The 13,513-nt window shown below is 47.2% G+C and carries 11 protein-coding genes; 7 read left to right on the top strand and 4 right to left on the bottom strand.

Annotated features, from left to right (window positions below):
• Window positions 1-2 precede the first annotated feature (2 nt).
• Genes J1836_RS01665 through J1836_RS01650 form a run of 4 tightly spaced genes read right to left on the bottom strand, consistent with a single transcriptional unit; the run spans window position 3 to window position 2,366 of the window.
• On the bottom strand, window positions 3-287 hold the full coding sequence (locus J1836_RS01665) for a hypothetical protein (protein WP_207249532.1): 285 nt from the start codon (window positions 285-287) through the stop codon (window positions 3-5).
• A 50-nt stretch (window positions 288-337) separates the two neighbouring features.
• Complete coding sequence (locus tag J1836_RS21380) at window positions 338-472, bottom strand: YchJ family metal-binding protein (RefSeq protein ID WP_372447658.1); 135 nt, start codon at window positions 470-472, stop codon at window positions 338-340.
• Complete coding sequence (gene tnpC, locus J1836_RS01655) at window positions 469-2,046, bottom strand: IS66 family transposase (RefSeq protein ID WP_242632653.1); 1,578 nt, start codon at window positions 2,044-2,046, stop codon at window positions 469-471. Before tnpC ends, J1836_RS21380 begins: the two co-directional genes overlap by 4 nt.
• Window positions 2,047-2,096: 50 nt before the next feature.
• On the bottom strand, window positions 2,097-2,366 hold the full coding sequence (locus J1836_RS01650) for a YchJ family protein (protein WP_372447657.1): 270 nt from the start codon (window positions 2,364-2,366) through the stop codon (window positions 2,097-2,099).
• A 69-nt stretch (window positions 2,367-2,435) separates the two neighbouring features.
• On the opposite strand from J1836_RS01650, the gene J1836_RS01645 reads away from it, so the two are divergent.
• From J1836_RS01645 to J1836_RS01615, 7 genes are all read left to right on the top strand, one after another.
• Entirely contained in the window at window positions 2,436-3,185 is a 750-nt protein-coding gene (locus tag J1836_RS01645; protein WP_443735670.1) for a class I SAM-dependent methyltransferase, read from the top strand.
• 53 nt (window positions 3,186-3,238) lie between these two features.
• Window positions 3,239-4,726 (top strand): leucyl aminopeptidase, encoded by a 1,488-nt coding sequence (locus J1836_RS01640; protein ID WP_207249530.1) that lies wholly within the window; start codon window positions 3,239-3,241, stop codon window positions 4,724-4,726.
• Window positions 4,727-4,734: 8 nt separating this feature from the next.
• Window positions 4,735-5,163, top strand: coding sequence for a DNA polymerase III subunit chi (locus J1836_RS01635; protein ID WP_207249529.1), 429 nt, complete (start codon window positions 4,735-4,737; stop codon window positions 5,161-5,163).
• A 15-nt stretch (window positions 5,164-5,178) separates the two neighbouring features.
• On the top strand, window positions 5,179-5,523 hold the full coding sequence (locus J1836_RS01630; RefSeq protein ID WP_207249528.1) for a hypothetical protein: 345 nt from the start codon (window positions 5,179-5,181) through the stop codon (window positions 5,521-5,523).
• A gap of 65 nt (window positions 5,524-5,588) precedes the next feature.
• Window positions 5,589-8,414, top strand: a complete 2,826-nt coding sequence (locus tag J1836_RS01625) for a valine--tRNA ligase (RefSeq protein WP_207249527.1) — start codon at window positions 5,589-5,591, stop codon at window positions 8,412-8,414.
• Window positions 8,415-8,675: 261 nt separating this feature from the next.
• On the top strand, window positions 8,676-10,808 hold the full coding sequence (locus tag J1836_RS01620) for a DUF8727 domain-containing protein (protein ID WP_207249526.1): 2,133 nt from the start codon (window positions 8,676-8,678) through the stop codon (window positions 10,806-10,808).
• A 2-nt stretch (window positions 10,809-10,810) separates the two neighbouring features.
• Entirely contained in the window at window positions 10,811-13,408 is a 2,598-nt protein-coding gene (locus tag J1836_RS01615; RefSeq protein WP_207249525.1) for a nuclease domain-containing protein, read from the top strand.
• Window positions 13,409-13,513: the final 105 nt, after the last annotated feature.

Raw genomic sequence — 13,513 nt, 5'->3', positions numbered from 1 at the left:
TGCTAGAACTTGAATGACAGCAGCATTGCCGCGATAAAAACCGCCAAATACACCCACGGGAACGCTATTAAGTAAGTGATGAGTTGGGTTGCGCCTGCGGCATACGCCCACCATGCGCCAACGCCCGACATCGCAAACGCTAACGGCACGCCAAACGCGGCGATTAGTAGCGCACCCGCCCACGCGACCTGCATATTGGCGATGCTTATAACGCTGCCCATCGCCAAAAATGCGCCGAGAAGGACACCGATCACACTGACGAGGGTGTTGATCCAGAGTGTTGTCATTGGTGTTTCCCCCTGTATTGATTAGGCAACACGATAGCACACGCTTTCCCCTAATGCTCCCCATCCACGTAAAACCACTTCCCGCCTTCCTTCACAAACCGGCTAGTTTCATGCAACTCGCCGGTTTGCTCCCCATCGCGGAAACGCGCAATGAATTCAACAATACCCGCCGCGTAATTGATCACATCCCCACCCCTTGCGGTAAAGCGGGCAGGGCAAAGCCAGCGCGGGCAGCGGTAATAACACTGGCAAGATAAGCCAAGGCAGACTGTCCACGTTTGCGGCAAGTACCGATGATGCTGGCCAGCATGGCAAACGCACGGCTCCCCGTAGCACTCTTTGTGCCATGGTTGGTTTTGCGCAGGATCACCCAATGGCGCAACGCCCGCTCAGCCTCATTATTGGTCAAGGGAAGCCACGGGTGGTCAAGGATTCGGAAAATGGCATCCCAATCATTGATGAACTCTTTCGCCAGTGCCGCCGTCTTGTCATGGGCAGATACGGCATGGATCAAGCATAATGCCCTGAATTCCAGGAGTTTTGCCTGATGGCGTTGACGGATCACGTCGGTTTGCGTCCCCACCGTGCCGCCTGCTGCCCGCCAAGCGTAAATGTCGTCCTGTAATACCCTCAGCCAAGCGAGGGTGAAGTTGCCAAACGTCCGCCCGTCTTTGTCCAGTGATTCTGCCAGCCCACGGGCTTTGCGGATCAGGTGCGCCCAGCAACGCAAGCGTTTGGGGTGGTGGCGGTAAGCGGCATAGCCATCACTCATCAGCCAGCCCCCAAAGTGGGGGCTAATCACGTTGTCGAGCATTTCAATGGTGCGCTGCCCTACGTAGAAACAAACGCTGAGGGTGGTGACGAATGTCCATAGCCACAGGGCTTCGCCACGCTCTTTCCAAGAGGTTTCATCAATATACAGCACCCCGCCGTCAGCGGTGGCTTCTGCCAACAGCCCTTCCACCAAGGCATCTTCCAATGGAGAAGCACTCGCGGCTGCTTCCTCAAAACATTGCTGCAACACCCCGACACTTAGGGGAATGCCCAACACCTCCCGCAACAGTTCTTGTGTGCCACGCAGTGACAAGCGTGAGCGCAGCCGTAGGTGGACAATAAGTGCCGCCAGATTGCCCCCAATCAGCCGCCACTCGCCCACATCAACCTCCGGGTATAACGGGTCGGGAGCTTGGCGATGCGGGATATGGCGGCTCACATGACCGCAGGTGCATACGCTATCGTGAAGGTGGTGGCGGGTGGTGATGACGGTCAGTCCGGGGTTCCCATCCGTGCCAAACTGGATGTCCACACTGTCATAGGCGGTATAAATACGGGAGACAGCCGCATCCAGGGACCTGCCACAGGCTTCACATCGGCTGGGGTAATGGTGTTCGTCTGCATTGATGGGCGGATGCCATACCCGACCATAACCCGGTGCGCCGGGTTGTTTACCCGCTTTGCGTTTGGCTGGTTGGGCTGGCTTTGTGCCCGCCACAGCTTCTGGTTCCGGGGTTGGCTTTCCTCTGGCTGCACCCACCCCTTCTGTTTCGGGCAAAGCCACCGTTTTGGGTGACGTTTCCCACGGGAAACCGCTGCTGGGTGGTTTGGAGGAGTTGTTGGAGTTTTGGTTGATCTGTTCCCGCGCTTCTTTCAGGTCATGCAACAACTTGGTCGACAGGTGCAGCAGTTCCTCCGGCGTGAGCTTGGCAAGGTACTGGCTGTTAAGCTGTTTGAGGCTGTGGTCTTTCAGTTGTTGGGTCATCGGGGGAGTGTCGCAAATTTAGTGCGTTTGGGTAAGGGGGGACTGTTCAGTTACCCCGCCGCATCCTGTTCCCCACCCTGCTCAGTACGCACGATCTCCAACCCTAACCAATCCATCGGCGGTAATTGCAGCAAACCCTTCTTATTCGGGCGCGTACTGCCATGCCAACTGCGATGCAAGTACGCGCCATTGCGCATCACATACGCACTGTAACGCGAGCGCATCAGCGTTTCCGCCGTGGGGGCAGACTTGCCATCATGGTACTGACGGCAGCACTGGTTATAAGTCATTTCCGAACCACACGGGCAGTTATTCATCATTACTCCTGTTTGTTGTCAGCGGAGCGTATGCCACAATACGCCCTTCAATCACTGTAACGTTACCCTATCATGCCCATGCAAATCCAGAATCCTACCGCCACCACGCGCTGCAACGAACTCGACCTGATTGCCCAGCACTTACCACTGGACAATGCCACCGTGCTGGAACTCGGCTGCGGCAAAGCGCAAATGACGCGCCGTATCGCTGAGCGCTTCCCGACCGTGCGCATCATTGCCACCGAAGTCGATCAAATCCAACACGCCAACAACCTAGAAACACAACGTTCCCTGAACGAAGTCGAAGGGAATCCCCACCCCATTACCTTCAAACTAAGCGGCGCACAAGCCATCGACGCACCCGACAACAGCGTCGACGTGGTATTCATGTTCAAATCGCTGCACCACGTTCCCCGCGAACTCATGGCGCAATCCCTGCAAGAAATTGCCCGCGTGCTCAAACCCGGTGGGCTGGCGTGGATTTCCGAACCCGTGTATGCAGGCGATTTCAACGACATCTTGCGCCTGTTCCACGATGAAAAAGTGGTGCGTGAATTGGCGTTTCAGGCCGTGAGTGATGCGGTAGCTGCGGGAACGTTGGAACTGGTGGAACAAATCTTCTGCAATACCGAATCACGCTTTGCCGATTTCAACGAATTTGACCAGCGCATTATCCAAGTCACCCACACCAACCACCAATTGGATGACGCGCTGTATCAAACCGTCAAAACCCGTTTTAACGCCCACGTTGTCACAAACGGCGCAGCGTTCGAGAACCCCGCCCGTTTCGACGTGTTGCGTAAGCCTTATTGTGCTTTGTAAAGTCGTCGTGTAAAACTGCCCGTAACGGCAAATCACCCTAAGGATAATAACGCATGAATTACCATTTTGATTCCTCCGCCAACGCGGCAGAACTGCACACCGACTGCGTAGTCGTCGGCATTTACAAAAACGCGAAACTCTCCGCCGCTGCGACCCAAATCGACACTGCTAGCGAAGGCGCAATCCAAGCACACCTGGAATTCGGCGATTTCACGGGTGAAAAAGGGCGCACCAGCCTGCTGTATAAGCTCCCCAATATCAGTGCCAAACGCGTGCTGCTCGTCGGCATGGGCGACAAAGACAAGCTCACCCAAGAAGCTTTAGTGTCAATCACCCAAGCTGCTGTGAATGCCTTGAAAACAGGCAAGGTCATCAACGCCGTCAGTTTCCTCACCGACGAAACCGCCTCCGAATTCATCGCTGCCGCTGTGCGCCAATCGGTGATGGCGGTGAGCGACGCGCTCTACACCTTCGACACGCACAAGAGCAAAAAAGACGAATCCGCTCGCCCTGCTCTTGAAAGCTGGACAGTGGCGCACACCATCGCCGGTGATTTCAGCACTGCCCTCACCCAAGGCGCAGCGATTGCAGAAGGAATGCGCGTCAGCCGTGACCTCGCCAACAGCCCCGGCAACGTCTGCACCCCCACGTATTTGGCGGATATTGCGCAAGAACTCGCAAACTCTTCCAACAACGTTGACATCAACGTGCTCGAAGAAGCCGACATGGAAGCCCTCGGCATGGGTTCATTCCTCTCCGTCTCCAAAGGCAGTGCGCAAGATGGTAAAATGATCATCCTGCAATACCACGGTGGCACAGCAGGCGAAGCCCCGTTTGTCTTGGTCGGCAAAGGCATCACTTTCGACACCGGCGGCATCTCTCTCAAACCCGGTGGCGCAATGGATGAAATGAAATTCGACATGACGGGTGCTGCCAGCGTGCTCGGCACACTCACCGCGTGCGTGGCGATGCAATTGCCCATGAACGTGATTGGCGTGATTGCCGCTGCCGAAAACATGCCCAGCAGCAAAGCCAGCAAACCCGGCGACATCGTAACCAGCATGTCCGGCAAAACCATCGAAATCCTCAACACCGACGCGGAAGGACGCTTGGTATTGTGCGACGCGCTCACCTACGTGGAACGCTTCAACCCTGCCGCCGTCGTCGACATTGCCACCCTCACTGGCGCGTGCATCACCGCGTTGGGGCATCACATTTGCGCGTTATTGAGCAATAACGACGGGTTAGCCGACGAAGTGCTTGCTGCGGGCAAACAGTCCAACGACGAAGCGTGGCGGATGCCAATGGGTGAAAAATACCACGACCAGCTCAAAAGCAACTTTGCGGATATGGCAAACATCGGCGGCGCACCCGGTGGCACGATCACGGCAGCTTGCTTCCTGTCACGCTTTACCGAAAGCTACCCGTGGGCGCATCTCGACATCGCGGGTACAGCGTGGAAAAGCGGCGCAGCGAAAGGCGCAACGGGTCGCCCTGTGCCCTTGCTGTGCCAACTGTTAATTAACCGTGCGGGTGTTTAAACCGCGTAATGACCAAGATTGATTTTTACGTCGGAAAAACCAACAGCTTGCAGGCGCGTTTATTGCTCGCCTGCAAGGTGGTGCTGAAAGCGCATCAGCAACAATTGCACACCTACATCCACACCGATGGGGCGAACACCAGCCACAAGCTGGATGAATTGCTGTGGACATTCAATGAATTAGCGTTTATTCCGCACACGTTTGCGCCTGCCAAAGAACCGTATTCGCGCATTCTCATCGGGCATGATCACGAACCGATGGAAAATTGCGGCTTGCTGATTAACCTGTCCAACGACGTACCACCATTCTTCTCGCGTTTCGAGCGTTTAGCAGAAATGTTGGATCAGGAAGAACCCGTACTGCTCGCTGGTCGTAAACGCTACCAGTTTTATCGGGATCGCGGCTATAATCTGGACTACCATCAACTCAAGATCTAAATAAGCTGGGAAATAATGCGCCAAGGACAAGACTTCGACAAAACCATTCGCATTCCCGTCGTTACCGACTTGGTAAGGGCTGGCGATGCCGCCTTGGTTGAACAAGTTAGAAATCCCAATGCCCGCCAACAACGCCGCCAGATGTTTGAGCAACGTCTCAAAGAGCGTATCGACGAACTGAAAGCCGCCACGGGGCAAGACGAATATTCCGGTTTAGCCCGCGCCCACGCCATTCGTTCAGAAAACAATCAACAGGCTGCACCACTGGGCAACAACACCCGCATCGACCCTTCCGTGGAAAAGCACCTCGACCAAGCCCGCGACGAACTCATCCGCGAACTATCGGGGATGTTGAAGTGATTTTCCCCTAAGCAATAAACCCGCTATAATGCCGCTCTTTTCCGACTTCAAAAAAGCAGCGGCACATGGACAAGACCTACCAACCTCAAGACATCGAACAACGCTGGTATCAGCATTGGGAACAAAGCGGTTATTTCGCCCCGAAAGGCGATGGCAAGCCGTATTGCATCATGATCCCGCCGCCGAACGTCACCGGCACGCTGCACATGGGGCACGGTTTCAACCAGATGGTGATCGACACCCTGATCCGCTACCACCGCATGAAGGGCGACAAAACCCTCTATCAACCCGGCACTGACCACGCAGGCATCGCCACGCAAATGGTGGTGGAACGCCAATTGCTGGCGCAAGGTGTGACCCGCCACGATTTAGGCCGCGAAGCTTTCCTCGAAAAAGTCTGGGAGTGGAAAGGCCAATCCGGTGACACCATCAACCGCCAATTGCGCCGTTTGGGCACAACGCCTGACTGGTCACGCGAACGCTTTACGATGGACGAAGGCTTGTCGGAAGCGGTGCGTGAAGTGTTCGTGCGCCTGCATGAAGAAGGCTTGATCTATCGCGGCAAACGCTTGGTGAACTGGGATACCGTGCTGCACACCGCCGTTTCCGACCTTGAAGTCGTGTCTGAAGAAGAAAACGGCAATATGTGGCACTTCCGCTACCCGCTGGCGGATGCGGCAGGCAATGCCACCACCGAATTCCTGATCGTTGCCACCACGCGCCCGGAAACCATGCTGGGTGACTCCGCCGTTGCCGTGAACCCAAAAGACGAACGTTACCAGCATTTGATCGGCAAAAACGTGGTGTTGCCGCTGGTAGGACGCTTGATTCCGGTGGTGGGCGACGATTACGCTGACCCGGAAAAAGGCACGGGTTGCGTGAAGATTACCCCGGCGCACGATTTCAACGACTATCAAGTGGGCAAACGTCACAACCTGCCGCTGATCAATATTTTCACCATTGATGCCTGCATCAACGAGGTTTCACCCGAAAAGTATCAAGGGCTGGAACGCTTTGCGGCGCGTAAGCAAATCGTGGCGGATATGGATGCGCTCGGCTTGCTGGACAAAATCGAAGACCACAAGCTGATGGTTCCGCGTGGCGACCGTTCCGGCACGGTGATTGAACCGTACCTGACCGACCAGTGGTACGTGGATTTGACCCGCGAAACGCTGGATGACGGGCGACCCGGCGGCAAAACCGCGATTGCGCAACCCGCGATTGACGTGGTGGCAAACGGCGAAGTGCGCTTCATTCCGGGCAACTGGGTGAACACTTACAACCACTGGATGAACAACCTCGACGACTGGTGTATTTCACGCCAATTGTGGTGGGGACATCGCATTCCGGCGTGGTATGACGAGGCGGGCAATGTCTACGTGGCACGTTCCGAAGATGAGGTGCGCAGCAAATACAACCTGCCTGCTGATCTCGTGTTGCGTCAGGATGAGGACGTGCTGGATACGTGGTTCTCCTCCGCACTGTGGCCGTTTTCGACGCTCGGCTGGCCGAATGTGGATGATGAAGCGTTGAAAGCCTTTTACCCCACCCAAATGCTGATGACCGGCTTCGACATCATCTTCTTCTGGGTGGCGCGGATGATCATGTTCGGCAAGAAATTCATGGGCGACGTGCCGTTCCGCGACGTGTACATCCACGGGCTGGTGAAGGATGCGGACGGGCAGAAAATGTCCAAATCCAAGGGCAATGTGCTCGACCCGCTCGACATTATCGACAGCATCGACCTCGAAGCACTGGTTGCCAAACGCACCAGCGGCATGATGCAGCCGCAACTCGCTGCGAAAATCGACAAGGCGACGCGCAAGCAATTCCCGGATGGCATTACTCCGCACGGCACGGACGCGCTGCGCATGACCTTTGCCTCGTTCGCCACTGCGGGGCGCGACATCCGTTTCGACATGCAACGATTGGAAGGCTACCGCAATTTCTGCAACAAGCTGTGGAACGCGGCGCGTTACGTGCTGATGCAGTGCGAAGAGCAGGATACCGGGCTGGACGATGCTTTGCCGGTGGAATTGTCGGCGGCGGATCGCTGGATCATTTCCTTGCTGCAACAGACTGAGGCGGAAGTCGCTGACCACATCGACAACTACCGCTTCGACCTTGCCGCCAAAGCGATGTACGAATTTGCCTGGCACGAATACTGCGACTGGTATCTGGAGCTGACCAAGCCGATTTTGGGCAAAGCCAACGACAACCAAGCCGCCAAACGTGGCACGCGCCGTACTTTGGTGCGCGTGCTAGAAGCGGCGTTGCGCCTGATGCACCCAATCATGCCGTTCATTACCGAAGAAATTTGGCAGAACATCAAGGGCTTGGCTGGCGTATCCGGCGATTCCATCATGCTGCAACCCTACCCCGTCGCCGACACCGCGCTGATTGATCAAGCAGCACTGGCGGAAATCGAATGGGTGAAAGCCTTCATCATGGGCATCCGCCGCATCCGCTCCGAGATGGACATCAAGCCGGGGCAAGTGCTGGATGTGCTGCTGCAAAACTGGAGCGACACCGACAAGGCACTGTTCACCACCAGCGAAGCGTTTGCGCGGACGCTGGCAAAAGTCGGCAACGTGACGTGGCTGGAAGCGGGTGCGGATGCGCCGGAATCGGCTACGGCGCTGGTTGGCGAGATGCAAATCCTCATCCCGCTGGCGGGGCTGATCGACAAGGACGCGGAAATTGCGCGTCTGAGCAAGGAAATCGAGAAGCTGCAAAAGAACCTCGGCGGGCTGGAAGGTCGGCTGAATAATCCGGCGTTTGCGGACAAAGCGCCAGCGGCAGTGCTGGAGCAGACGCGCAAGCAGGCGGATGAGCAGCGGGCGGCGTTGGGGCAGTTGGTGGGGCAGTTGGAGAAGATAAGGGCGTTGTGATTACAAACCGTAATCGACTTTAAATCTTGAATGAAAGTGCATGAAACCCTTGTCCGTATTGGACTCGGGTTGATTGCTTAAAAACAATCCATTCCCTGCGGATTCTTTGGATGCCCACAAGGGTAATGCGCCTAAAATAGACAATCGGTAGCAACATGCGAATTAGAACCGACACCTTGTCAATATAACTTTTTTATTGATGGTGATTTGAGTAGACTATGACAGTGTAATTATAACAATTTTAGTGGAAAAGAAGCGTAGATGAATGCGACAGAGACAATCTATCATGTAGATGAAATTAAAAATCTTCCTGACCGTGAACTGTATCAGAGATTGTATGAAAGTTGGAATATAATTAATGGTGAAATTAAAATTTGGGGAAGACTCAAACTTAGGAATGATGGTCGGTGGGCTTCTATTGAAGAGGTAAGAACAACAACTGAAAACCGGGAAATTAACTATCCATTGGATGAATATATAAAACTAGATCCATATATTTATGTTGAGTATGCCAAACAGATATTAGGAGACAACCAAAGTATTTTTATAAAGTGCAATCTTAGTCTGTCCCCCGAAAGGGAGCGTATAAGGCATAATAATCCTTTTCAGATGGCAGTTAAAATAGGTTCAGTAGAGATTCTTGAATCAATACCCATCAATAAAAATGACATCTTAGAATCAGATTGTGAAAGTTACATTGCAAAAGCTATTTATAATTTTGAGTTATCAAAACTCACTAAAGATATAATTAAAAAAGAAAGTGCTTTACAAGAGAGTTTAAAATCACTTGAGGCAAAGAAGACTCAAGAAGGCATTGAAATAAATAAACTAGCCAAACAAAAATCTATACTTGAAGAAAATAGCTCTCAGTTAAAGTCAGATATTGATATTCAAAGTAAAAAGCTGATAACTGCGATTGATCAGCATGAAAAGGAAATGCAAAAAATGTCCAAGAAAATCGAAAAACTAAAATCATATATTGCAGAAAAAGCTATTTTTCTTAAAAAATTTGAGTTTATTGATGATGATGATTTTGATAAAATCTCTATTAGCATAGCATCAGAATTTAATAATATTGAGACACTAAGTTTTTCCAGTGATTTTAATTTAGATTATAAGCAGGCAGTTTCTTATATTCAATCATACTTAAAAAATATGGATATTCTTTATCCAAGACATATTATTGAGAATTACTTAACACTTATTCGCACAAATGATTTGATTATCCTGGCGGGTGACTCTGGTTCAGGTAAAACAAATTTAGTGCAATCTTTTGCAAAAGCTGTAGGTGGAGTTGCCAAAATCATTCCTGTAAAACCAAACTGGACTAGTTCTGAAGATCTATTGGGGTATTACAATCCACTTGAAAAAAAATATCTTGCCACTCCGTTCCTAGAAGCATTAATTGAAGCTCAGAATAATCCTGATATACCTTATTTTATTTGCCTAGATGAAATGAACTTGGCGAGAGTCGAATTTTATTTCGCCGACTTTTTATCAAAACTCGAATCAAGAGATTCTAATCCTGAAATTCAATTGTACTCAGATGATGAATCTGCGCATATTTTTTCAGAACTTAAAGCCGTTGTCACTGTCATTTCTGATGCAGAAAAAAAACATTCTCAAGATGGAATCATTGATTTTATCAAATTAGTACAAAACGAAAATATTAATTCAGAGATGAAACGTATTTTTGGATTTAGTGAAAAAGATTCAATAATTAAATATCATGGCGATATTAGGAGAATGTTATCAGGCGTTATTCGCACCCCTTCCAAAATAAAAATGCCAGCAAATGTTCGCATTATCGGCACAGTAAATATTGATGAAACAACACATTACCTATCACCTAAAATTCTTGATCGCGCCCATATTATGAAATTTAAAAGTCCTTTGCTAAGTAATTGGCAGAGTATTTCTTCTGAAATTGAAAGTTATGGCTTTGAAAATGTGAGCAAATCACTTCATTTTGATGTTAATGACTTAGGTATAAGAGAAGCGTACCCTCGATTTGATAATGAAGATAAATTCTGTCAAATATTTATTGATTTAAATAAAGAATTTTTCTCCCCTTTAGGTGTTGAGTTTGGCATGAGAACCATTCGCCAAGGTCTAAATTATTTGAAATTATTTTCTGATTTAAACGAAAGCAACGAACAAGCAATTAATAATTTCATAATCCACAAAATACTACCAAAATTTACTTTTGATGGAAACAAACAGTCTGGTAATCAAAACAAACTAGACTTAATAGATAAAGTAATGCTTCCAAAACTTGAAAATATCATAAAAATTCATAACTTGATTACAGATGAATTTTCAAGTGTAGTTGCACTTAAAAATATTATTGCAAATGCTAAAGCAAATGATGGTGTTGTAAATTACTGGGCGTAAATATGCAAGCAATATTTGAAATAACGTATCTTGATGTCAGTTGGTATAATGAAGATACGATCCTTAGCATTAAGGAATCTTCTAGTTTATTGAATGTAGAGTTTGATGACAAACTTCAACAGTTTCTTTGCTATACCGTGATATACCCAAAAGCAGATGGCATTAGACATGGACAATTAGCTTTTCGATATTTAAAAAACAATTTGTTTTCCCCTTATATTAAGGGGGCAGATGGCACTAAAATTCCACTTAAAAAAATCACTGACAAAGACACAGGTAAAGAATGGTGGATTGAAGCTAATTTCTGGATAGCAAAAGATAAACGTTGGGAAAGCAAAACCTACAGAACTGCTGGAAAACTAACGGTTGTTTTACAAAACCAAATATGTCAAGTAAATATTGGATCGTCAGAGTTCACAGCAAAACAATTAAATCGCTACTTATCGGATTTTAAAAGTGATTTATGGGAATTAATCCTAGATGAACATAGTTATGTCACTGGAAAAGCGAAAACAACACAAAGTGGCGGCATAAATGAAGAAACCATTCATTTAATTAGTCATATAATATCTCACTCTCAACAAATATTAAAAAATCCTAAATCAGAATTACGTGAAAATCAAGAACTTAAACCAAGAAAAACGGTCAAGCCTATATCTCGAACATTCATGGAAATTGCTACAAAAGGCGACAGTAATCTTTTAACTAGCAGAGCAACCAATCCAGTTTATAATGTGCCGGAAAATAGATATATATTATTTGCCTTAGAAAGAATTTATAAAATTGTACGGCAGTTATTAGTAATATCTCAAAGCAAAAAAAATCGCTTTGAATCAGCAATCGAAAAATTAAATGAACGATACTATTCTTTTGGCAATACGAGACAAATTGATAAAAACTTGGTGCGCAAAGATTTAGAAGCCATTAAGAAGTCATATAATATTGAACATATAAACAATGCATTAAATAAAAAACTAAAAAATCTGATTAATGATAAAGATCAATTCACGGAATTAAACAAGTGGTATTTACAAATCACAGGAAAAACAAGCGATGGTAAATCTTATTTTGTGGGTGTGAAGCGGCAGTTAAATGATGTCTGGTTTGAACGAGTGGCAGGAGAAAGAAACGTTTTCTTAAATCTTGGAAACGAACATTATCAAAACTTATTAGAAGAAGGCTTTGAATATAAAACAGATGCTCGACTTGATTATAGCACTGGCGTGTCAAAAAATGATGTGCGCTGGCATAATTACAAGCTAATTAAATTAAAAAATATTGAAGTAATTAGGGTGGTTAATTTTGAAAAAAGAAAAAACGAATTCATAAAAATGAGGGGGTTGGCTATAGACCTCGATACTAAAGGATGGATTAAAGAACTCAGCAAACAAGAACTGGATGAACAAGAAAAAGAAAAGTTCTCTATACAAAATCGACTAAAAATTCATGAGAGCGAACATAAAAAAGCAGAACAAGTATATGAATTTCTTGAACCGAAATTGAAAAAAATTAAAGTAATTCTAGATCAATTTAAGCAACTTAACATAAAGCCATCACCTACTTTTCCAAATTCTATGACTTTTGTACAGAATCCTCATTACCAAGTGATTCATTCTGGCTACAAAGCATTACGTGAGCTAACAAATTTAAGCGACGAGGATTTATTATTATCCTTAGAAAAAGTTGATGAAATCGGCTTGATCAATATGCCACTACTATATGAACGCTGGTGTTTATTGCAAATAATCAAGGTATTATTACAAAATTATCACTATAGCCCATCACATGATTGGAAACGTAAGCTTCTAAAAATAGCGTTAACAAACAACCGTAATGAAAGTCTAGATTTTACTAATAACAATGTAGGGCGGCATATAAAGCTATGGTATGAACCTAAACTCAGCAATGGAAAAACTCCTGATTTTGTTATGGATGTCACCTGTAATAAAAAGGATAAAAGCAAAGACTTAAAACAACGCTTTGTAATGGATGCAAAATTTTATTCTGATGATATTTTGCAAAGACGTGGTGGTATCTCTGCTGTGATCAGAGAGCTATATGAAAGTAAGGATTATAGTGAAGGTGGCAAGAATGCTGTATTCATTCTGCATCCTTCTCAAAATGCGATTCATGAAAAAATATCGCCACAAATATGGGCTGATAATAGTTATATTGGTGAATTAAAAATGTTTAATTGGGATGCCGATCTACGTAAAAAAAATTATCATAAGTACGGTGCAATCTGCGCTAATCCAGTGCTTAGAATTAGGTATCTAGATGAATTTCAGCGCCTAATAGGAATGTTCTTACAATATGGGGTTGAGAATAACAAACTTGACCGCTCTCAATCAGATGATGTAGAGTCCATTAATTTCTGTATAGCCTGTGGTTCTCATGACTTAAAATCAATTCCAGTAACCACTGGAAATATAAAAGCTTCTTGGTATGAATGTAATGATTGCAAACATTTTACCACTTACAACCATTGCCATCATTGTAATACGCGCCTTATTAAGAATGGGGATTATTGGTCTTATCACTCACAGATGCCAATGGAACCATTGAATATAAAATGCCCGGCGTGTGAAAGTTTGTTGTAATGTTTTTTCCAATATTTATTGCAAAAAAGAAATTAGCTGCATTAAGGCACTCTCCATATTCTACATGCCAAAGGAAAAAGCTTGATTCTAGACATAAAACTGCAC

The sequence above is a fragment of the Thiothrix fructosivorans genome (genome assembly GCF_017349355.1).
Lineage (GTDB): Bacteria > Pseudomonadota > Gammaproteobacteria > Thiotrichales > Thiotrichaceae > Thiothrix > Thiothrix fructosivorans.
The sequence above is the reverse complement of the archived record's forward strand: the minus strand, read 5'-3'. Positions and strand labels throughout refer to the sequence as shown.